We start from the raw sequence: 20,516 nt of genomic DNA on the forward strand, positions 1-20,516 counted from the left end.
TGGCTTTTTTTTGTTTTTTTATGGGCCGTTTTTAGAACTCAGTGGAAAGCGACAGTTTGATTTCACGCGGGTTACCTTGGGTTAGGTAGCCGCCAGCCGCCGACGCCCAATAGTCTTCATTCATCAAGTTGGTGATGTTCAAACGCCAGGTAACCGCTTGCTGAGCAATTTTAGATTCATAGCGCGCGTTGATATCGAATCTTGTCCAAGGATCAAGTGCTAGAGTGTTGCTGGAATTGACATACTGCGAGCCACTGCGAATCACTTTGCCGCCGAGCGTAAGGCCTTGTAAGGTGCGAAGGTCGTATTCGCCACCCAGTACTAATCGATACTTAGCCACACCAATGGCGTCGTTACCATCGTTGGTGCCATTTTGAGTTTTGTTTAGTTTAGGGTCTAACCAAGTAGCAGAGGTATTGACTCGAAGGCCAGCAAGAGGCTCTCCGAAAAGACTGAGTTCAAGGCCTCGGTTACGTTGTTCACCGTAGTAGCCGTAAGTGCCACCGGCTTCACCATAGGCTTCGGGTTTGCTGATTTCAAACACCGCCGCGCCAGCGCCTAAGGTGCCATCTTCAAATTTAATACCGACCTCATTTTGCTCAGAAGTATAAGGCTTCAAGCTTACGCCAGCATTAGCGTAAGTTGATCCCACCGTTGCTCCTTGCTGTAACGCTTCTATGTGATTGGCGTATAAGGAGATGGCGTCAGACGGTTTGTAGACAATGCCGTAAATAGGTGAAATGGCTGAGTCATCGTAAGTGGTGTCGATAGAGCCGTCGTAGTTATAGTTATTCGCCTTGATTTCTTGGTATCGCACACCAGCCGTCACCAATAGTCGGTCGTCCATAAAGCCTAGCGTATCGGCAAACGACAGCCCTTTGGTGTCAGTTTTCGAGCGAATGTTAGGGTTTTCCATGTCCCCATCGGCCCACGTGGATACGTCTGGATAGGCAACATCTACCGGATCATAAATATTGGTATTACTGGCGCCAGACATGGTGTAAGCGGAGTAGGTTTTATTAACAAAACCAGAGTAAGCAAGGTTCAGTTGATGAGTGACTTGGCCTGTGGTTAGGTCACCCAATAAGCCAACAGAAGACGAGATTGTGTTGGATTCATAAGGCACGGTTAGGCGGCTGGCAGTGGCGTCGCCGTCTAGATTGGACACGGTTGGCGAAGAGTAGTCACCGAACTCTTTATTTTTATTCGCCCCCAGAGCGGCATTGAGGCTCCAGTTTTCACTCAATTCATAATCGGCTTTGACCATGGCAAATAGGGTTTCTAATTCTGAATCCGCCCAAGAGGGAGCGTAGTTGGTGTTGGCATCTGGCGCAGAAGGGATGTCGGTTAAGGCGCTGTCGACATAAACGACGGATCGACCCGCATCAATGGTTTGCTTTTGGTAGCCCACATCTGACGAGATGTTGAATCTGTCTGCGCGGTAATCCACGCCAACGCTTAGGGACGTTTCTTCGCGGGTTTCGTTGTCGATGGCGCTGTCGCCGTTACGATGTAGGGCGTTGACGCGCACGCCCCATTGTTTGTCGCTGCCAAAACGTCGTGCTACATCGGTACTCATGCCGACTTGCCCTTCAGTGGTGGTGTCGAGTGTCAAGGCGGTAAGCTTGTCATCTGCGCGTTTGGGTTCTAAGTTGACCGCGCCGCCAATGCCGCTTCCGCCTGGCGTCACGCCATTAAGAAAAGCGCTAGAGCCTTTTAAGAGTTGGACACTTTCTACCGCATTGGTGGAGACCACTTGACGTGGCAAGATGCCATACAGCCCGCCGTAAGAGATGGCGTCGCTGTCGAGTCCAAAGCCACGGATCATGAATTTTTCAGAGTAGTTGCCATAGCCAAAACCCGATTGTACGGAAGCGTCGTTATCCAGCACTTCAGCAATGCTTTCGAGCTGCTGGTCTTCGATGGCTTTGTTGGTGTAAGACACTAGGCTAAAGGGCACATTGGTGCTGTCTTGTGCGCCAAATACACCAAGCCGCCCGCCCGATTCTATTTGTCCGCCCTTGTATTCGGTGAGTACGCTGTTGTCAATTTTGTCGGCAGACACGGCTAAGCCTGACAGGGTGTAATGACTTTCGTCCATTAAACGGTAGGTGCCGTCTTGGTTAGACGTCATCATTAATCCGCTGTCTTGTAGCAGACGATCTATCAGTTCCATCGGCGTGAAGCGTCCAGACACCGCGTTGTTTTTTAATCCCTGCGTCAGTACCGGATTAAACGACAGAGCAATGTGATATTGAGCGGCGATGTCGGTCAGGGTTTTGCCTAAGTCACCCGCTGCAATTGTCACTTGCTGACGCGCTTGTTGTTGCTCAGTATTTTCTGCCCAAGCCTGTGAGCTGACCCCTGCGCCGACGATCAAGCTGGTACCAATAAGAGCGGCACTTATCGCTCGCTGCAAGGGGGTTTTTAAAAAACGTGTGGTCAAAAAACATGTGGTCATAAAACGATTGTTCTGGGTAGCCACAGCCACCTCCTTTTTAAATCATGGGGTTATTTGTTGTCTATCTAATAAGCCACTTGAAAAGAGAAAAGGTATCAATCGAAATGAAAATAATTGTCATTACTTATAGGGGGGCTGTGATGCTGTGCTTTTAGGCGGGTTCAAGGGTGACCCAATAGCCGCCCAAATGCTGTTTGGCGTGAATCGGATAGGTGTGGCTCAGCATATTGAGAATGGTGTCTGTATCTGTGGTGGGAAAGGCGCCAGACACCATGAGGTTTTCGATGTCAGGTGAGACACGTAAGTAGCCTAGACGGTAGCGCGAGACTTCCTGTGCAAATTGCTTCAGTGGCATATCATGCACCGCCAGCATCTGCTTTAACCAAGCGGTGGTGGCGGGGGAAATGGCTTCGCTAGAGAGCAGTTCATAGGGCGAGACCTTGGCTTGATAACCGGATGGTATTTTGATTACGGCATCCTGTTGGGCACGTTTTGGCGTGACTTGAACCTGCCCTTCTAGCGCCGCCAGCTGAGTAAAACCATCACATTGGCGTACGCTTAATCGCTTGCCAAGAGGCGTGAGTGTGCCTTCTTGGGTGTGAATGATAAAAGGACCGAAGTGCTGTGGATCAACCTGTGCTGTGTGTATTTCGATTTCCCCTTCTCGCAGTGATAGGAGGCGAGAATGGCGGTTAAATGTCATATCAAACGCGGTGGCGGTATTCAGTGTTACCAATGAGCCATCGGGTAAGGTAATGTGCTGGAATTCGCCTTTTGCGGTGCGGTAATCAGCGCTCCATTGTTGTGTTTCTAGGGTCTTGTAAGTCCCCCATAAAGCGGGCCCCGCTGCCAGTAATAGCGCCAGTTTACCAATAGCAAAACGCCGGCTTTCATCGTCTGGGCGATTGAGCACAGCGGCGGCAGCGCCTTTTGGTAAGGTATCAACTTGCTGCATCAGTCGTTGTACGCGCGCCCAAGCATGGGCGTTGTCAGCGTGGGCTTTTTGCCATTGCTCTAGTTGTGCTTTTTCTTCGCGGGTGAGCGGTGCTTCTTGCAAGCGTATTAGCCAATCGGCGGCGTCTTCAAGACTGTGCTTGGCTATTGGTGTGTTTGCTTTATTCAAAAAAGTCATCCTCCATCAGGCTTAAACACTGCACATAGGCTTGTTTCATGTAGCGTTTGACACTGATTAAGGACAGATTCATGTCATCGGCAATCGCCTGATATTTTTTGCCTTCGATCTGTGACAGTAAAAATACGCTTTTGACGTGCGGTGGCAATTCATTCAGCAATGCATCAATTTGTTCTAAGGTTTGTAAAATAATCTGCTGCTGTTCTTGCGAGCGGGTGACCGGCTCTGGGAACAAGGAAAGGTATTCTAAATATTTGTCTTCTAGTGATTGGCGGCGATAAAAATGACTAATAATGCCTTTGGCGACGGTCACTATATAGGCGCGAGGTTCGGTGATTTGCTCGACGTCTTGGCGAGAGTGGATTCTTAAAAACGTATCCTGCGTTAAATCTGCCGCATCAAACTGATTGTCTAAGCGCTTACGTATCCATGTATACAGCCAATGATGGTTATCTGAATAGAGCGCGTGCATGGCACTTTGTTGCGCTCTTGGATCCGCATTGTGCGGCATGAAGTCACTCCCACTAAGAAACATTAATCTAAATGATAATATCTCTCATTAGACTTTTTAAACGTTTTTTTGTCAACCTAAACAAAGGCTAAAAGGGGCGTTACTCCACCACGCACATGGGGGTGTTGGCGATGGGGTCTTGGTGAATCTGGGCGTTGAGCGAAAAAACCTGTTTCAGCATGTCTTGTGTTAAAACGCTTTGGGGTGAGCCTTGGGTGATGATTTCGCCTTGCTTCATGACGATCAAATGGTCGCAATATCGGGCGGCTTGGTTAATATCGTGGAGCACAGTGATGATGGTTTTGCCTTGCCGATTTAACTTACGCAATAAGTGCATTAGCTCTACTTGGTGACTTAAATCCATGTATGTGGTGGGTTCGTCGAGCAGTAAATACGGCGTATCTTGTGCCAGCGTCATGGCCAGCCAAACGCGTTGGCGTTGGCCGCCAGAGAGTTCACTGACTAATTGCTCTGCCAGCTCTGTAATCCCCGTTTGTTGCATTACTTGGTCAATAATCGCCTTGTCTTGGGTGTTGATTCTGCCCCAAAAACCGGTGTATGGGCTGCGTCCATAAGCCACCAAATCTTTGACTTTAATACCTTCTGGTATCGGCTGAGTTTGTGGCAGCAATGCCAATTGTTGGGCCAATTTTTTAGACGCAATGGTGTGAAGGTTTTTGCCTTGCCAGTGAACTTGTCCTTCCATTGGCGCAAGAATGCGTGCCATGGCTTTTAATAAGGTGGATTTGCCACAGCCATTTGGGCCAAGCAAGGCGATGATTTTTCCTTCAGGAATGCTCAAACTAACCTGCTTTACGATGGCTTGGTGATGGTAGCCAACCGATAAGTTATGCGTGCTAAGAGACATGAATCATTTCGTCCTAAAGAGTAACCAAAGAAAATAGGGTGCACCAATAATGGCGGTCATAATGCCGGCGGGTAATTCAATCGGTGGGTCAATGGTTCGCGCCACGAGATCAGCCAGTAACAGCAAAATAGCGCCAACTAACATGGTGGAAGGCAAGAGGATCTGATGGCGTCCACCGACCAATTTACGGGTCAAATGTGGGGCGACCAAGCCAAGAAAGCCGATAGGTCCACAAATAGCGACACAAGACGCCGTTAGCCCAACGGCAATGGCCAAGGAGGATAAACGCAGTTTGTTGGCCTTTATCCCAAGACTCATGGCGCTGTCGTCGCCAAGGTGAATAAGATTAAGCGGCTTGGCGAGCCAAAGCGCACAAGGAACAAGCAGTAGCCAAGGCAATAACATAGACAGCTGATGCCAACCGCGGCCCCATAGACTGCCCGTTAACCACAACAGCGCGTTGTTGATTTCTAAGGGTTTTACCAGCATTAGAAAGTCGATACAGCTGGCATACAGTGCCGCTAGCGCGACGCCGGTAATCGCCAGTTTTATGGTGCTGCTATGTTGACCGCACAGCCACCACAGCATTAGCGCGGCGATCAAACTTCCCATCAAGGCCACCGCAGGCAGCCAGATGATGTCAGCGTTTGGAAAAAAGGTCATATAGAACACGGCGGCCAACCCCGCGCCATGGCTGACACCCAGCACATCTGGTGAGGCCAATGGGTTACGGATCACGCCTTGTACCAACGCGCCTGCCAGCGCCATCATGGCGCCCACTAACATGGCGAGAATAGTGCGAGGAAAACGGTATTCATGAACGGTAAAGTAGTTGGCATCGCCGACTTGAAAGCCTTTTAGGATACCGTCAAAGGGAATAGACACTGCGCCAAACATCAGATTAGCGACCAGCAAGCCGAGCAAGATAAATAATAAAATAGGCAGCGAGCGGATGGCCATTATAGCGTTCTCTTGCGGACGAGATAGATGAAAAACGGCGCGCCTATTAAGGCTAAAATCGCGCCAGCGGGCGTTTCTGCCGGATAAATAATAGCGCGACTGACGGTATCTGATAGGACGACCAAGCCCGCGCCTAGCATCATCGCAATGGGCAAGAATTGACGGTGATCTTGTCCTACCAGCATCCTTGCCATATGCGGCACCAGCAAGCCGACAAAGCCAATCGCGCCGACGCTGCTGATGGCGCTACCGACTAATAATAACACCAAAAAGCTACCGCCTAATTTGACCCAGATGAGGGACACGCCAAGGTTGCGGGCATTGTCGTCGCCCAGTTGCAATAGATTAAGCGTGGGCGCAATCAGCATCGCGCCCACTAAACCAAGGATGCAGACTGGCCAGAAGGCGTCAAAGGTCTGCCATCTGGCATCGGTTAAACTGCCAGCCAACCAAGTCAGCACACCGGCGGCTTGATCTTCCGCAATGATAATAACGGCTTTGGTCAAGGCGGCACACAAGGCCGAAATAGCCACTCCAGCTAACACCAACCGGCCATGTTCATTGCCACCTCGCCAGGCGTTGCCCAGCAGCATCACAAGGGCCCATGCGATACCGCCGCCAATCATCGCCGCCACCGAGGTGCCGAGCAAACCAAACCAAGGCGCAAGGCTAGAGACGGTTGCCATGCCCAGCGCGGCGCCCGCGTTAATGCCTAATACCGACGGTGAAGCGAGAGGGTTTTGTGTTAAGCCCTGCATGATAACGCCAGCCGCCGCGAGATTGGCGCCGACCATTAGGCCAATCAGCACTCTGGGTAGGCGTAAGTCATGGACAATATGCTGAGCAATGCTTTCCTCGTTCATATTGTACAAAGCTTGAATGGCGTCGGTAGGGGTAATCGGAATGACGGACCAACTAAATAAGCTGACCCAAGAGCAAATCAATAACAGCAGCAATAAGGCGACACATTGGCGGATAAAAGACAAACGTACCGTGATCATTGCTTGGTGTGAAAGACATTAATCAGGTCTTGCCCCATGGCTTCGGCTGAAATAATGCCGCGACAACGGGACCAAGTATTGGGATTGACCGAATAAACATGGTGATTTTTAGCGGCTTTTAAAATCGACCAAAGTGGTTCATTTTTCCATTTGTCGACGATGCTTGGGGTAACGTAATGGCCAACAATAAAGTAGTCAGGGTTCACCGCAAGGAATTGTTCTAGGCTGGTTTGACGATAAGCGTCGTCGCTTCGGCCAGTGTTGGCATTTTTTAAGCCTAAGGCACGAATGACACCGCCAGCGTAAGAGTCTGCAGTATGCAGAAACAATGCGTCATCACGGGCCACGCCAAATTGCACTTCTTTGCCTTCTGGTAATTGTTTGGCAAAGTCGGCCATGACCTGAGCGTGTTTTTTCAAGCGTGCTTGCATTGCTTTGTCTTTGCCAATGGCTTTGCCGATGATGGCGGTGGCTTGGAGGTTTCCTTCATAGGTGGCGCGGCGTGAAGGTAAAATGAGTGTTGGTGCTATCTTTTGTAGATCGGCATACACCCCTTCGTGACGGGAAATATCAGCAATAATCAAATCCGGTTTAAGAGAAACGATGGTTTCAAGGCTGGGTTGAGAGCGAGTACCAACGGAGGTCCAATCGCCAATTTCATTACGAATGTCTTTTAAAATACGTTCTGGGTCTTTGTCATCGGCAATGCCCACGGGACTGACCCCCACCGCTGCCAAAGCATCGACAAAAGAAAGCTCTAATACCACAATGCGCTTTGGCGTGTAGTCAATGCTAAAGGTGCCTTTACTGTCTTCGACGCTATTGTTCAGACTGTTTTTTGCCCTGTTCTCGGTAGCCGAAAAGACGTGTGTTGAGAGCGAAAAACTCAGTAGTAGAAGGGCAGAAAGAGTAATTGATAAGAAACGCGTCATTGAACAGCCTATGAGAGAATAAAAAACGCGCTAATGATAACACTTATCAAATGTATTTGAAGTGTTATTGCGGCTATTCTCTTGCCATTCCCTGTCCTAACGCTGAGCTAAATACTTTCCCCTGCTTCGATTTGGAAAGGCAGTTCAATGATGCGTTGCGAGACGGGGTTGCCCTGTAAACGCGACAATAAATGTTCGCCAGCGAGGCGTCCCATTTCTTCTCTAGGGGTGATGACGGTGGCCAGCAAGGGCACCATCACGCGGGAAATATCGTGGCCATGGAAACCAGCAATGCTGATGTCTTGCGGGACGTTAATGCCGGCTTTTTGGCAAGCATAGAGCGCACCGATGGCCAAATCGTCGTTGGTGCAAAAAATACCATCGGTGTCGGGTTGTTGCTGTAAAGCGTCTTTTAGAAACATGGCGCCTAGGGTGAAAGAAGAGGCGCTGTGGGTTTTTAAACACAAGGGCGTTAAGCCGTTGTCGAGCATGGCGGTTTCGTAGCCTTTAATTTTGAATAAGGTTCGTTGGTCCATTCGGGCGGCAAAATAGACGATCTTTTGTCGACCTTTTTTGATCATAAAATCTGTCATCGCATAAGCCGCCGCTTGGTTGTCTATGCCAATGGCTTGTTCAATGGGAGGCGAGACGGAATCCATAATTTCAATGACGGGAATGCCGGCCACAGAGAGCATTTTTCTGACGCGTTCTGTGTGGTAGCTTTCGGAAATAATTAAGCCATCTACGCTATAAGACAAAAGCGTTGCAATGCGCGCTTCTTCGGCTTCTTTACTGTAGCCATAGTGGGCGAGCATGGTTTGGTAGCCTGCAGGTTCTAACACAGACTCGATGCCGCGGATGACTTCGGCGAACACTTGGTTGGTTAAAGAGGGCAGTAATACGCCAATCGCATGGCTTTTTGATTTGGATAAGATATCCGGTGCTCGATTGGGAATATAGCCTAGGGTGTCTAATGCGGCCGCGATTTTACTTTGTAAGGGCACAGAAACTTGCTGGGGATTTTTAAGAAAGCGACTGACCGTCATTTTGGTCACGCCGACTAAATTGGCGACGTCTTGTAATGTGGGGCGTTTGTTTTTCATAGCAGAGTGTTTCATGTCAGAATGTTTCGCACAAGACGGCCTATGGATGCTTTGTTACAGGTAACATTACCATAAGGCATTCATGGCTAAAACAAAAAAGAGCCGCGGTAAAAAGGCACAGCCTAGTGGCTGTGCCGCGTTGACGTTACCGGTTGGCTAACAGCGTCAGGGCTTCGTTTAATACCGCATCGGCGTCTTGAGTAATGTCGATCACCAGCGCTTCGTCTTCGCTTGGCTCAATTAAGGTTGCAAATTGACTCTCTAACATCTCTCGACCGTTGAAATAATGTCCATCACGCTTTTGGTGACGCTGCCAAATAGTGTCAATGTCGCCTTTGAGGTAGATCATGGTGACATCGTCTAAGTCATGGCGCAGCATGGCGCGGTATTCCGGTTTTAATCCAGAGCAGGCAATGACTGCGGTTGGGTTATCGGTCAATATGGTATTGAGTGTGGCTAACCAGCCTTTCCGATCTTCGTCGGTCAGCGGGGTGCCTTGGCGCATTTTGTCGACATTGGCTTGGCTGTGAAAGTCATCGCCATCAAAAAATGGGTAGCCAAGTTTGTCGGCGATGCTTTTGCCTATCAGGGATTTTCCTGAGCCTGATACGCCGAGTACTACAATTTTGTTTGTCATCTTCTTTTGTCCTTATTGCCTTGCTGTTTTCAGCAAGGCTGTGTCGTTCAAAAAGCCGTATTGAACGGCATGGTCACAATGGATTACTTCCACCAAAGGGCCAGCTGAGGGAAGAATATGACCAACAAAAGCACCGCTACTTGCATGCCAATAAAGGGCAGTAAAGAGCTGAAGATTTCGCCAAGGCTAATGTCTTTAGGGGCAACGGATTTAAGGTAAAAGGCCGCCGGACCAAAGGGGGGTGACAAGAAAGACACCTGCATGTTCAAACAGAACACCACACCAAACCAGATAGGGTCTAAACCAAGCCCGGTAATAATCGGCACAAAGATTGGCATGGTTAATAGCGCAACACCGACCCAATCTAAGAACATGCCCAATATTAGCAATATCACCATCATGATCATGATGGTGCCCATGACGCTGCCGCCACTGAGGGTAAGAATGGTTTCTTCAACGAAATCGATGCCGCCCATTAAGTTGTAAACACCGACCAGCGCGGTGGCACCAATACCGATCCAGATGATCATGCCACAGGTGCTCATGGTGGCTTTGGCGCTGTCTTTTAGCATGGCAAAATTCAATTCACCGCGAATCGCCGCGCTGATTAAAATACCAACAACACCCAGTGCAGAGGCTTCTGTGACTGAGGCCACACCGGTATAAATACTGCCCAGTACCATCATCACGGTAAGCAAAGGGAACAGTAGGGCTTTGAAATAATTAACATCTTCCTCGGCAGCCAGTTCTTCTGCACTTGGCAGTGGTGCGTATTCTGGGCGCAGACGACAGATGATCAACACGTAAGCCATATAAGCAAAGGCAAGAATAAACGCCGGTAGGAAGGACGCTTTGAATAAGTCGCCAATGGAAACGCTGGCGGTTAGACCATAAATAATCAATACAATACTGGGGGGCAGCATGGTGCCTAATGCGCCACCCGCACAGGTGACACCAATCGCCAGTTTGCGGTTGTAGCCAAGACGCAGCATTTGCGGTAACGCCAAGATGCCTAGTAGGACGGTTTCGCCGCCAATAACGCCAGACATAGAGGCCAATACCACGGCGACTAATAAGGTTTGTATCGCCACACCGCCGCGCAATTTACGGCCAAACACCTTCATCGCATCGAACAGATCGCGGGCAATACCGGATCGGTCTAGTAAGGCGGCCATTAGGACAAACATGGGCACCGCAAGGAAAACATAGTCGCCAACGAAGCTGTACAAACGGCTGGTAATCAATGGCAAAGCGCCAACACCGAACCAGCCAATGGCAAAAATAAGCGCCACTAGTGCCGTGACGAAAGCCAATTGCATGCCCGTTAGTAGCAATGCAATCATAGAACCGAGCATTAATAGGCTGCCGTAGCCTATGCCCATCGCAGATAAATCAAACATCTTTACGTTTCCTTAAGCTGTTTAGTTCTTGTATTAGATGCAAGGAAAACTGCACAAACATAACGCACAGCGTGGCGAACACCATGCCTTTTACTAAGGCTGGGAATACGGGATTCCAAGCGGATCCTGAGGTTTCTAAACGCAAATCACCAAATGGCGTGAACCAAGAATCCTGCACCATTTGATAAGCCGCCCAGCTAAGTAGACCGGAAAATAGCAATCCCATAACATGATGAAAAACATTCAACCAACGACGTGTACTGTCCGATACGATGTCATAGATAAGCACCACACGAACATGTTTGTTGATTGATAAGGCGTAAATACCGCCATAGATAAATAAAACACCGCCTAAAAACGTCGCGGTTTCGTGTACCCACATAGTGGGGTCGTTAAACACGTAGCGCATAATGACTTCATAAAAAGAAATGGCGACGGTAAAAAGAAATAATAAGCTGATGGCATTGCCAAAGGTGAAGATAGCCTTATCTAAAATATTTCTTGGCTGCTCTGAGCTATCAGGAGAATCTGGATGAATTTCGTCTGTCATGATCATAATCCAATGAAAATCAGCCGCCAGCGAGATAGTGACGTGCTAGCGGCTGGTGTGCTGGTTTTGAAGGTTTCCAACAATAGTCAACAAGGGTACGACGTGGTGTATAACCTCGTCGTACCGGATCATCATAGGCTTATAGAAGGTCGTTTTCTTCTAAATAAGTGGTAATGGAATCGTAGACTTTTTGCGCGTTGTCAGAGCCTTTTGCAAACTCTTCCCACTGTGTACGAGCAATGGTGCGGAATTTTTTACGTTCTTCTGCAGACCAGTCGTGAATAGTGATATTTGGATCTGCTTGCGCGGCTTTCACAGCGGCTTGGTCAGCAATACGTAATTGCGTTGTCATGTCTTCTGCGAAGTCACGTACCGAAACCGTTAGAATAGCTTGAATGTCCGCTGGCAGAGCGTCCCATTTTTTCTGATTCATTGAAATATCGATCAATGGCAAAGAATGGAAACCAGGCTGTACAGGGTGTGTGGCAATGTCGTTCATGCCGGATTTTTGGTTGGTTGAGAAAACCGTGTAATCCGCTGCGTCGATCACGCCTTTGCTTAGCCCCGTGAAGACTTCAGAACCTGGTAGGTTTACTGGAGCCGCCCCTGCCGCCGCAAAGACACGCTGTACAAGACCTTCTGGCGCACGCAGTTTTAGACCTTTCAAATCCGCTACGCTGTCTAGTGGTACACGAGCCACCAAAGACTCAACGCCAGTGGTAGAACCGCCAATGAATTTCACACCGTAAGGCGCGTAAAGTTCATTCATTAGTTCGTAACCACCACCGTAGTTTACGTATTGTAGAAGTTGCTGAGTGTTTGACCATGCACCAACCGTGTTACCAATTAGGCCAAAGGCTGGGTCTTTGCCAGAGAAGAATTCCGTCGCGGTGATATGGCCATCTAAGATGCCCATTTTAATGCCGTCTAGGGTTTCTGTGTGTTTAAAAATACTGCCAACAGGAAGCAATTCGATTTGAACACGACCGCCAGTCATAGACTCGACGCGTTGGGTCCATTCTTTTTGAACTTGGAAGTTTTTGTCACCCGCTGGATCAGAGGATTGAAACTTGAAGTTATAATCCGCAGCAATCGCAGAGGTGGATAGAATGCCGGCCATAGAGGCGGTCAATAATGTGGTGCTGAATTTGTTCATGATATTGCTTCCCATTATTTTTTTTTGAAAGAACTGTTTGTTGCAAACAGTTTTTAGGAAATTACTTAGTTTTCATTGAGGCTTTTTATTCAATGTTACCGGTAACTAAGAATGGCAATGTTACCGGTAACTTTTCGCTCTCGTCAAGTGTTTGACGTTTTATTTTTAAAGGACAAATACAAGGACAAAGTGAAGGGCAAATAGCTGATTGATATATAAGGCTTCTTTATAAGTATAAATCTTTTTTATAGGAGCCATGAAAAAGGTGAAAAACACAGCATAAGCGGCTCTTTATCCGCTTTTAGGGTGATTATCTTGGTTCCAATCAGCCATTTCTTTCACTAAGATAGTCATTGATTACAAAGTTGCTTTTTCTTTCTAGCCTTTTCATCACGGTGTGTTGTTATGCCGTTGAGTTCATCCACAAGGAAATTTTTAATGGCCCGTTGGGGATTACGCGGTAAATCATTATTTGCTTTAGCCGCTAGCTGTTTGTTTGCCTTGCTGATCATCGTGGTGATGGGTGGTTTTTTCATTCAAAAAGGCCAGGAATATTCAGCCGAAAACTACGCCACGAGTTTCACACAGCTTAACTATCAGCGCATTTTAACCCCAGTCTCGCGCGAAGTGGCATTAGCAGAGCGCTTTGCTAACTCAACGATTGTTAAGTCTTGGTTGCAGCGCCCAGATGACCCCGCATTAGAAACCGCATGGCTTGAAGAAACGCAAGGCTACCTCGATACCTTTCAAAATCACGCCATGTTTATCGTCAATGATGGCACGCTAAACTATTATTTCGCCGACCAAGAAAGCGCCCTCTCACGAATCCCGAAATACACACTAAGCCAGCAGAAAAACGCCGATAGCTGGTATTTTGCTATGCGCGAGACAAACACCCCCTTCAATATTAATGTGAACTACGATGAAGTATTAAAGGTAATGAAGGTGTGGATTAATTTTCAGGTCCGCGATCACGGTCGGTTTATTGGCTTAGCGGGGACGGGGTTTTCTCTGGAGCTTTTTATTAAGCAATTTGCTGAAAATCCGGTGCCCGGCGTGACGCCCTTTATTCTCAACGCGGATGGCACGATCGAAATTCATCAAAATGAAAAGCTGATTGCCTACAATGCGCAGAACGGCGACGCTAGCCTAGGCTCTATTTATTCCTTGTTGGACGATGATGAGTCTAAGCAAACTGTCCAAGCGGCGTTGGCCAGTGCGCAACAGAGTGATGGCAACGTTGTTACGGTTCCGGTTATGCAGGATGGCCATAAACAGTTGATGTCATTTGTGTATTTTCCATTATTGGATTGGTTTGTGGTGACCAATGTGGATTTGGCCAGCGTGAGTGTTTTTGATTCTAGTCTTGTCTTGCCCGCGGTCAGTGTTTTTGTACTGATGTTGGTTATATTATTGATTGTATTTGGCTTTGTGGTGGAGCGTTTGTTAATTGCACCGATTAGGCAGCTACAAAGGTCGGCGAAAAACATCGCCAGTGGCTCTTATGACGTGACGTTGGCCACAGGTGGAAACGACGAAATTGGAGAATTAGGCAAAACCTTCAATAAAATGGCACAACAAGTCAGAAACCATACGCAAGAGTTGGAGCATAAAGTTCAGGCTCGAACCGCTGAGCTGGAATTGGCCCATGCAAAAGTGTTGGAAGCTCATCGTAAAATTGGCGCGTCGATTGATTATGCCAGCTTGATTCAGAAATCGATTCTACCCGATCGCCAGATGCGGCAGTTTTTAGGGGAAGAACACAGTGTTATTTGGCGTCCGCGGGACGTGGTTGGTGGTGATTTTTATGTGTTTCACCCCACTGACGACGGTTGTGTCTTGGGGATTGTGGATTGTGCTGGGCATGGTGTTCCGGGCGCGTTAATGACCATGTTAATACGTGCGGCGATTGATTATGCAATTGCCCGAGTGGGGATTGCCGATCCTGCCGCCTTGTTGTCTTCTATTGATGACACTCTACGCTCTATGTTGAATGAAGACATGAGCGCTAATAAAGTCGCGACAAACGCCGATGTTGGCTTGGTGTATGTACCCAAAAAGGGCGATTTTATGCGCTTCTCTGGGGCTAAAATTGCCTTGTATGGCAGTAATGGCAAGGTGTTAATAAAGCACAATTCTGGCCGCCGAGCCTTAGGTGACCGTCGCCGTGGACACTATGAAAACACCGAGTTACCTATGTCCGGTTGGACTTATTACATGACCACGGATGGGTTTTTAGACCAATCTGGCGGTGATAAGAACTTTGGTTTTGGTAATCAACGTTTTGAAACGTTAATTAAAGACAACGCGGCGTTATCTTTAAAAGAGCAAGCGGCGTCTTTTGAGTTTGCCTTAGATGAATACATGGGAGACCAACCACAAAGGGATGACATTACGCTGTTGTCTTTTCGGTTTGATGCCAACAATAATGCACAGTGAATTATGAGGAGGTGAGATGAGTTCGCCAGATTTGTATGGATTAAGAGAGCGCTTCGAGAAAGACAATATTTTATTGTGTTTTAACGGTCCAATTTCTCGTAGTTTAATTGAAGAGATTGGTAACGCGCTAAAAAACTATTTGAAGTCCGAACAGCTGTCTCCAGCGTCGGCGCTAGATGTGTTTGCGGCGTATATTGAACTGACCCAAAATATTCGCCATTACGCGGCGTCTTCGCAATTACCTGGGGCCGACACGGCGACAGTGATTGTTAGCCATTATGACGGTTGTTATCGTGTTGCGGCGGGCAACATGGTGCGTGTAGCAGATGGTAAGGCTTTGGTTGAGCGTATTGCGTTATTTGCTAAAATGGACAAAGCAGAACTCAAAACCCTCTACAAAACGCAACTTCGAAGGCCTCGCGATGAAACTGCGGTGACGGGCGCTGGGCTGGGCTTGATCGACATGGCGCGTAAATCCTCAAAGCCGATGGAAGCGACATTGAAAGACATCGGTAACGACATGGCTTATTTCAGCTTAAGTATACAAATCTGAGACTATGAATATGAATGATTTAATAATAGAAGGGACGGTTTCTTCTCCGAGTGTGAAAGGGGATTGGGCAAACGGCATTCTGCATATGGAAGGCGATTCTTACCCAGAAAATTCCTATGAGCTTTATGCCGATATGGTAGCTTGGGTAGCACGTTATCTTGAAGAGTCGTCTGAACCACTGACGCTAGAATTGGCGTTGTTATACCTTAATACCAGCAGTATTAAAGTGATGATGGATATGTTTGATGAAATGGAAGAGCGCTTTCAAACAGGCCGCCAAGTGGCGGTAAATTGGTACTTCGATGAAGAAAATGAGCGAGTGGCGGAACTTGCAGAAGAGTTCAAAGAAGATTGTACTTTTCCTTTTAATATCATAGGCAAATAAATGACGACTGACTTCACTGAACTTGAAAAAACCATTCAGGATATTTTGGCCAAACCAGAGTATCAAGATCACCCTGCTAGTGTCGCGCTGAGTAAGCTGTGGGCGGTCAATCAAGACCAGTGGAATCGCATGGATCGTTTAACCCGGCTATCCGATTCGTACCAAGATATGATGCTCCAGCGAGAAAAAAGCCTCAGTGAGCGGTTTGATAAACACCTGCGTCAATTGGAAAAAATGACGCGAATATCAGATCGTTATCAGCGCAGTTTAAGACAGCTGAATATTGAGTTAGAGAAAACCTCATTGATTGATCCATTGACGGAGCTGCCCAATCGACGAATGATGATGAGGCGTTTGTCCCAAGCCTTTGACTATCAGCAAGAGGAAGATCAGCAAGAGGAAGATCAGCAACAAGAAGACTCGCAAGACCGTCCACAAGGGCAAGCGGAAAACCATCCAGTTGAGCATTTGGCTGTCGCCATGGTGGATGTTGATTACTTTAAGAAAGTAAACGATGAGTTTGGTCATCAAGTGGGTGATGATGTGTTAATCGCCATTGGCAAGCTGATGGAAAAAGAGATTGAGGGTCATGGCGTGATTGGGCGCTGGGGCGGCGAAGAATTTTTGGTCATATTGCCCGGTTACAAGATCGCCGACGCGGCCATTGTGATGGAAGCGCTGCGCTCCAACGTTAATGCTTACTCTTTTCAAGTCGACGAAAAAACCGTGTCAACCAGCGTTAGTATTGGCCTTGCGGGTTACCAAGATAAGGATTCGATGGACTCGCTCCTTTCAAAAGCAGACAACGCTTTGTACCTTGCCAAATCAAAGGGTCGAAACAGCGTGGTCATTGGATAAAGACAAGGATCTATTGGTTTACCTAGACATTGGTCTAAGAAGGGTTTTGTTGTCTAGGATAAAAGCGCACACTCTTTTATCCGTCGATAAAATGAGAATAATAAGATGGCCGCGATCGACATCCCCGAAGTTCATAAATTTATTGAAACCATTCCGCCTTTTTCAAGCTTGAATTTGCTAGAGCGTAAGCAAGTGCTAACCGGCGTGTCCATGTTGTACGTGCGACAAGGGCAAACCTTAGTGCTAACGGGGGAGGCGGCTACGGTGCATTTAATTCGCCGTGGCGCGTGTGAAATCCGTACGCCAAAAGGTGGGCTGGTGGATCAAATCGCCGATGGCGAGTGCTTTGGCGTGTCCAGTGTGATGGCGCAAAATCCCGATGGTTTACAAGTGGTGGCGATGGAAGACAGTTTGGTCTATCGCTTCAACAAAACGCATTTTATGCAGACGCTGGAAAAGAGCGAAGCCTTTGGGCTCTTTTTTGAATATACACAGCATAATCGCTTGCGCAAATTATCTCGCCGTCAAAGCAACGAATTGGCCTCTCCCGCCTTACAATTATCGACACCTGTCGCACACATTATGACGCGTCAGTTGATTTTGGCGTCCCCAGAAGAAACCGTGCAAACCATCGCCATGCGCATGACCGAAGCCCGAGTCAGTTCGATTCTGGTGGTGGAAGCGGAGCGTTTGCTGGGCATTGTGACCGATCGAGATTTGCGTTCTCGCATCTTGGCGCTTGGCGGTTCGGCTGACACATTAATAAAAGACATGATGACCCTCGATCCGGTTAGCTTGCCGCCAGACTCTTTGGTGATGCAGGCGCAAACCTTAATGAGTGAAAGCAATATTCACCATTTGCCGATTGTTGACGAGGATAAAAAAGCCGTTGGCATGCTAACCGCCGCGGATTTACTGCGTCACCAAGAGTTGAGCCCACTTTTACTGATCAATCAAATTCATCGCCAGCAATCCATCGACAGCCTCGCCAATGTTTGCAAGCAATGGCCAACCTTGATTATTAATTTGATTGTCACCGATATGAAACCAGTCGATGTTGGTAAAGTATTGGCGACGGTCAGCGATAACTTAACGCGACGGGTGATTGAGCTGGCGTTGGATAAACTTGGCCCTGCGCCGATGGCATTTCAGTTTTTGGTGTTTGGCTCACAGGCGCGCCGCGATCAGTCACTCGGCAGTGACCAAGATAACGGTTTGATGCTGGAGCGTGAACCGACCACAGCAGAAAGTCAGTACTTTGCTGAATTGTCTGAGTTTATCTGCCAAGGGCTCGCCCTTTGTGGCATTCGCCTTTGCCCCGGTAATATCATGGCGAGCAATCCTGAATGGCGCAGAACTCAGGCAGGTTGGCAACAAGCGTTTTCCACCTGGATCAAAAGCAGTGCGCCAAGTGCCTTGCTTCATGCCAGCATCTTTTTTGATATTCGCTGTGTGTATGGAAGCGAAGCGCCAGTCCTTGCGTTGATTGCCGCCATGCAACGAGAAGTGAACAAAAACAGCGTCTTCCTTGCCACGTTAACCCGCGCCGCACTGGCGACTAAGCCACCATTGGGCTTTTTTCGGCATTTTTTACTGGAATCGTCTGGGGAACATAAACATCAGTTGGATTTAAAACACCAAGGTTTGGCGTTAATCAATGATCTGGCGCGCTTGTATGGTTTGTCTTGTCAGACTTATCGGGTGGCGACATTGGACCGAATCGAGCAAGCGATCCGCGAAAAGCTGATTAGCGTAGACACCGCGCGTAACCTAATCGACGCGTGGGACAAATTAAACGGCTTGCGCTTAGAAGCGCAACGTCGACACTGGCAAGCGACAGGTAAAGCCAGCGCCTATCTCGACCCTAAAGATTTAAGCTCCTTAGAACGCAAACACCTGAAAACCACCTTTAGCATTATTAGCGACGTGCAAGACGTGGCGCAACAGCGCTTTTTAAGAGGATACAGCTAGATGCTGGCGGATTGTTTGCAAAAACTTAAAGCTTGGCAGCGCTTTCGACAGTCGACAAAACGAGCCTGGAGTGAGTGGGAGTATTTGGTGCTCGATATTGAAACTTCTGGGCTGGATGCGAAACAAGACCGTATTGTTAGCGTGGGGTGGGTTTGTATCCGAAACGGCACGATTGAATTAGACAGCGCCCGCCATATCGTATTGGACAGCGCCAAAATAGGCGACAGTGTCGGCATCCACATGATTACCGATTCAGACGTGCAACAACAGGGCAAACGCCAAGAAAGCGTCCTACGTTACCTACGGCACTTGCTGCGCGAGCGTATTTTGGTCATGCACCACGCGCCAATGGAACTGGGGTTTTTAAAACAAGCGTGGCAAGCCGAAGCGCTGCCTACGTTTTCCGTGAGTTGGCTGGATACCTTAGCCATCGAAAGAACCAAAGCCCACCGATCACAACAACCAATCCAAGAGGGCGGCTTTCGCCTTGGCGCCTGCCGAGAACGCTACGGCTTACCAGAATACCAAGGCCACGACGCCCTTACCGACGCCCTAGCCACCGCCGAACTACTCCTCGCGCAAATCGCCTACCAAGGCCACGACTGCCGACTACAGGACCTAAACCAAATGGGCGGTGGACGAGTGAAGTTCACGACGCGTTAATTGTGCTTCATACCTCATTTCCGTGAAGACGGTTGCCGCAAAAGGTTTTGTAGGCCTGATTACAGTCGTGCCTCCCTCATCAGGCCTACAAAACCTATCCAACCTTCGCTGAATACCTTTTGCGACAGCCTCTAGAAGGAATCGGCGATAATCCCCAGTGTTCTTCTTTGGGTTCGGTGGCTAAGAGGGTTGGGTTTTCTGACCAGTGTATTAGGCTCATTTCTCCGCTTGCTGATTCAGTCAGTGCTGTGCAGTGTTCAACCCAGTCGCCGTCGTTGCAGTACAGAATGTCGTCTTTGATGCGAAACGAGGCAAAGTGAATGTGCCCACAAATATAGCCGTCGACTTTTTGATTTTTGGCGGATTTGAGCGCGGCGGTTTCAAAGCGTTCGATAAATTCTTTGGCCTTGCTGATATGGCTTTTTAAGTAGCCCGCGAGGGACCAATAAGGCAGCCCCACCAAACGCCTTATACTATTGATCCATTGATTCAACGACAACATGAGTCCGTGGGCTTTGTCGCCAATGGCGAGCATGAGTGGGCTGATTTTTACCATTTGGTCGAATTCGTCGCCGTGGCTGACGTGAAAAGTGCGGCCATTGGCGGTTTTGTGGCGAGCATTGAGTTTTATGTCGATGCCAGAAAGGGTTTGCCCCGCAAATTGACGGAAAAACGCATCGTGGTTGCCGGGAATATAAATGACTTTGGTGCCGGATTTTGCCATGGCGAGAATACGTTCGACGACTTGGTGATGAGCCTCGATAAAATACGCCCGGTGGCGCATTTCTTGTAAATCGATAATGTCACCGACTAAATACAGGGTGTCTGTTGTGATCGATTGTAAAAAATCGAGTAAGTGGGCCGCTTGGCACGCTTTGGTTCCCAGATGGACATCTGAAATAAACACAGAGCGGAATTTTGTCTGCATAAACACCT

At 48.3% G+C, this 20,516-nt stretch carries 19 protein-coding genes; 6 read left to right on the forward strand and 13 right to left on the reverse strand.

The window, feature by feature from the left end:
* Window positions 1–31: 31 nt before the first annotated feature.
* From J8N69_RS10230 to J8N69_RS10285, 12 genes are all read right to left on the reverse strand, one after another.
* Window positions 32–2,485, reverse strand: a complete 2,454-nt coding sequence (locus J8N69_RS10230; RefSeq protein ID WP_168824316.1) for a TonB-dependent receptor — start codon at window positions 2,483–2,485, stop codon at window positions 32–34.
* Between the two features lie 127 nt (window positions 2,486–2,612).
* Window positions 2,613–3,584, reverse strand: a complete 972-nt coding sequence (locus J8N69_RS10235; protein WP_168824318.1) for a FecR domain-containing protein — start codon at window positions 3,582–3,584, stop codon at window positions 2,613–2,615.
* Window positions 3,577–4,104 (reverse strand): sigma-70 family RNA polymerase sigma factor, encoded by a 528-nt coding sequence (locus J8N69_RS10240; RefSeq protein ID WP_168824320.1) that lies wholly within the window; start codon window positions 4,102–4,104, stop codon window positions 3,577–3,579. Before J8N69_RS10240 ends, J8N69_RS10235 begins: the two co-directional genes overlap by 8 nt.
* Window positions 4,105–4,204: 100 nt before the next feature.
* Window positions 4,205–4,972 carry a Fe(3+) dicitrate ABC transporter ATP-binding protein FecE gene (fecE, locus tag J8N69_RS10245; RefSeq protein WP_168824322.1) on the reverse strand — a complete coding sequence of 256 codons (768 nt, stop codon included), beginning with the start codon at window positions 4,970–4,972 and terminating at the stop codon, window positions 4,205–4,207.
* Between the two features lie 3 nt (window positions 4,973–4,975).
* The gene (gene fecD / locus J8N69_RS10250; protein WP_168824323.1) at window positions 4,976–5,932 is read right to left on the reverse strand and encodes a Fe(3+) dicitrate ABC transporter permease subunit FecD; all 957 of its coding nucleotides are present in this window, start codon (window positions 5,930–5,932) and stop codon (window positions 4,976–4,978) included.
* Complete coding sequence (locus tag J8N69_RS10255) at window positions 5,932–6,933, reverse strand: iron chelate uptake ABC transporter family permease subunit (protein WP_168824326.1); 1,002 nt, start codon at window positions 6,931–6,933, stop codon at window positions 5,932–5,934. The genes fecD and J8N69_RS10255 overlap by 1 nt, the downstream gene beginning before the upstream one ends.
* Entirely contained in the window at window positions 6,930–7,865 is a 936-nt protein-coding gene (locus J8N69_RS10260) for a Fe(3+) dicitrate ABC transporter substrate-binding protein (protein WP_168824328.1), read from the reverse strand. Before J8N69_RS10260 ends, J8N69_RS10255 begins: the two co-directional genes overlap by 4 nt.
* Window positions 7,866–7,972: 107 nt before the next feature.
* On the reverse strand, window positions 7,973–8,983 hold the full coding sequence (gene gntR, locus J8N69_RS10265) for a gluconate operon transcriptional repressor GntR (protein WP_227803866.1): 1,011 nt from the start codon (window positions 8,981–8,983) through the stop codon (window positions 7,973–7,975).
* A gap of 130 nt (window positions 8,984–9,113) precedes the next feature.
* Window positions 9,114–9,605, reverse strand: a complete 492-nt coding sequence (locus J8N69_RS10270; protein ID WP_168824330.1) for a gluconokinase — start codon at window positions 9,603–9,605, stop codon at window positions 9,114–9,116.
* 83 nt (window positions 9,606–9,688) lie between these two features.
* Window positions 9,689–11,005 carry a TRAP transporter large permease gene (locus J8N69_RS10275; RefSeq protein ID WP_168824332.1) on the reverse strand — a complete coding sequence of 439 codons (1,317 nt, stop codon included), beginning with the start codon at window positions 11,003–11,005 and terminating at the stop codon, window positions 9,689–9,691.
* Window positions 10,998–11,555 carry a TRAP transporter small permease subunit gene (locus J8N69_RS10280; protein ID WP_168824334.1) on the reverse strand — a complete coding sequence of 186 codons (558 nt, stop codon included), beginning with the start codon at window positions 11,553–11,555 and terminating at the stop codon, window positions 10,998–11,000. Before J8N69_RS10280 ends, J8N69_RS10275 begins: the two co-directional genes overlap by 8 nt.
* 139 nt (window positions 11,556–11,694) lie before the next feature.
* On the reverse strand, window positions 11,695–12,711 hold the full coding sequence (locus J8N69_RS10285) for a TRAP transporter substrate-binding protein (protein ID WP_168824336.1): 1,017 nt from the start codon (window positions 12,709–12,711) through the stop codon (window positions 11,695–11,697).
* 438 nt (window positions 12,712–13,149) lie between these two features.
* On the opposite strand from J8N69_RS10285, the gene siaA reads away from it, so the two are divergent.
* From siaA to J8N69_RS10315, 6 genes are all read left to right on the forward strand, one after another.
* Window positions 13,150–15,150, forward strand: a complete 2,001-nt coding sequence (siaA, locus tag J8N69_RS10290) for a biofilm regulation protein phosphatase SiaA (protein ID WP_168824338.1) — start codon at window positions 13,150–13,152, stop codon at window positions 15,148–15,150.
* A gap of 16 nt (window positions 15,151–15,166) precedes the next feature.
* Window positions 15,167–15,703, forward strand: a complete 537-nt coding sequence (siaB, locus tag J8N69_RS10295; protein WP_168824340.1) for a biofilm regulation protein kinase SiaB — start codon at window positions 15,167–15,169, stop codon at window positions 15,701–15,703.
* Between the two features lie 10 nt (window positions 15,704–15,713).
* Window positions 15,714–16,088 carry a biofilm regulation phosphoprotein SiaC gene (gene siaC, locus J8N69_RS10300; RefSeq protein ID WP_168824342.1) on the forward strand — a complete coding sequence of 125 codons (375 nt, stop codon included), beginning with the start codon at window positions 15,714–15,716 and terminating at the stop codon, window positions 16,086–16,088.
* Window positions 16,089–16,946: a diguanylate cyclase gene (locus J8N69_RS10305; RefSeq protein ID WP_168824344.1), complete on the forward strand. Its 858-nt coding sequence runs from the start codon at window positions 16,089–16,091 to the stop codon at window positions 16,944–16,946.
* A 105-nt stretch (window positions 16,947–17,051) separates the two neighbouring features.
* Entirely contained in the window at window positions 17,052–18,917 is a 1,866-nt protein-coding gene (locus J8N69_RS10310; protein ID WP_168824346.1) for a DUF294 nucleotidyltransferase-like domain-containing protein, read from the forward strand.
* A gap of 15 nt (window positions 18,918–18,932) precedes the next feature.
* Window positions 18,933–19,580 (forward strand): 3'-5' exonuclease, encoded by a 648-nt coding sequence (locus J8N69_RS10315; protein WP_227803867.1) that lies wholly within the window; start codon window positions 18,933–18,935, stop codon window positions 19,578–19,580.
* Between the two features lie 94 nt (window positions 19,581–19,674).
* Here J8N69_RS10315 and J8N69_RS10320 read toward each other — a convergent pair whose 3' ends face one another.
* Window positions 19,675–20,508 (reverse strand): UDP-2,3-diacylglucosamine diphosphatase, encoded by an 834-nt coding sequence (locus tag J8N69_RS10320; RefSeq protein WP_168824350.1) that lies wholly within the window; start codon window positions 20,506–20,508, stop codon window positions 19,675–19,677.
* Between the last annotated feature and the right edge of the window lie 8 nt (window positions 20,509–20,516).

The sequence above is a fragment of the Marinomonas profundi genome (assembly GCF_020694005.1).
GTDB classification, from domain to species: Bacteria; Pseudomonadota; Gammaproteobacteria; order Pseudomonadales; family Marinomonadaceae; genus Marinomonas; species Marinomonas profundi.

What these genes read in the sequence shown, in the direction of transcription:
- J8N69_RS10240 (WP_168824320.1), bottom strand. Translation starts at nt 4,104, where the DNA reads ATGCCGCACAATGCGGATCCAAGAGCGCAACAAAGTGCCATGCACGCG.
- fecE (WP_168824322.1), bottom strand. Translation starts at nt 4,972, where the DNA reads ATGTCTCTTAGCACGCATAACTTATCGGTTGGCTACCATCACCAAGCC.
- fecD (WP_168824323.1), bottom strand. Translation starts at nt 5,932, where the DNA reads ATGGCCATCCGCTCGCTGCCTATTTTATTATTTATCTTGCTCGGCTTG.
- J8N69_RS10255 (WP_168824326.1), bottom strand. Translation starts at nt 6,933, where the DNA reads ATGATCACGGTACGTTTGTCTTTTATCCGCCAATGTGTCGCCTTATTG.
- J8N69_RS10260 (WP_168824328.1), bottom strand. Translation starts at nt 7,865, where the DNA reads ATGACGCGTTTCTTATCAATTACTCTTTCTGCCCTTCTACTACTGAGT.
- gntR (WP_227803866.1), bottom strand. Translation starts at nt 8,983, where the DNA reads ATGAAACACTCTGCTATGAAAAACAAACGCCCCACATTACAAGACGTC.
- J8N69_RS10270 (WP_168824330.1), bottom strand. Translation starts at nt 9,605, where the DNA reads ATGACAAACAAAATTGTAGTACTCGGCGTATCAGGCTCAGGAAAATCC.
- J8N69_RS10275 (WP_168824332.1), bottom strand. Translation starts at nt 11,005, where the DNA reads ATGTTTGATTTATCTGCGATGGGCATAGGCTACGGCAGCCTATTAATG.
- J8N69_RS10280 (WP_168824334.1), bottom strand. Translation starts at nt 11,555, where the DNA reads ATGACAGACGAAATTCATCCAGATTCTCCTGATAGCTCAGAGCAGCCA.
- J8N69_RS10285 (WP_168824336.1), bottom strand. Translation starts at nt 12,711, where the DNA reads ATGAACAAATTCAGCACCACATTATTGACCGCCTCTATGGCCGGCATT.
- siaA (WP_168824338.1), top strand. Translation starts at nt 13,150, where the DNA reads ATGGCCCGTTGGGGATTACGCGGTAAATCATTATTTGCTTTAGCCGCT.
- siaB (WP_168824340.1), top strand. Translation starts at nt 15,167, where the DNA reads ATGAGTTCGCCAGATTTGTATGGATTAAGAGAGCGCTTCGAGAAAGAC.
- siaC (WP_168824342.1), top strand. Translation starts at nt 15,714, where the DNA reads ATGAATGATTTAATAATAGAAGGGACGGTTTCTTCTCCGAGTGTGAAA.
- J8N69_RS10305 (WP_168824344.1), top strand. Translation starts at nt 16,089, where the DNA reads ATGACGACTGACTTCACTGAACTTGAAAAAACCATTCAGGATATTTTG.
- J8N69_RS10310 (WP_168824346.1), top strand. Translation starts at nt 17,052, where the DNA reads ATGGCCGCGATCGACATCCCCGAAGTTCATAAATTTATTGAAACCATT.
- J8N69_RS10320 (WP_168824350.1), bottom strand. Translation starts at nt 20,508, where the DNA reads ATGCAGACAAAATTCCGCTCTGTGTTTATTTCAGATGTCCATCTGGGA.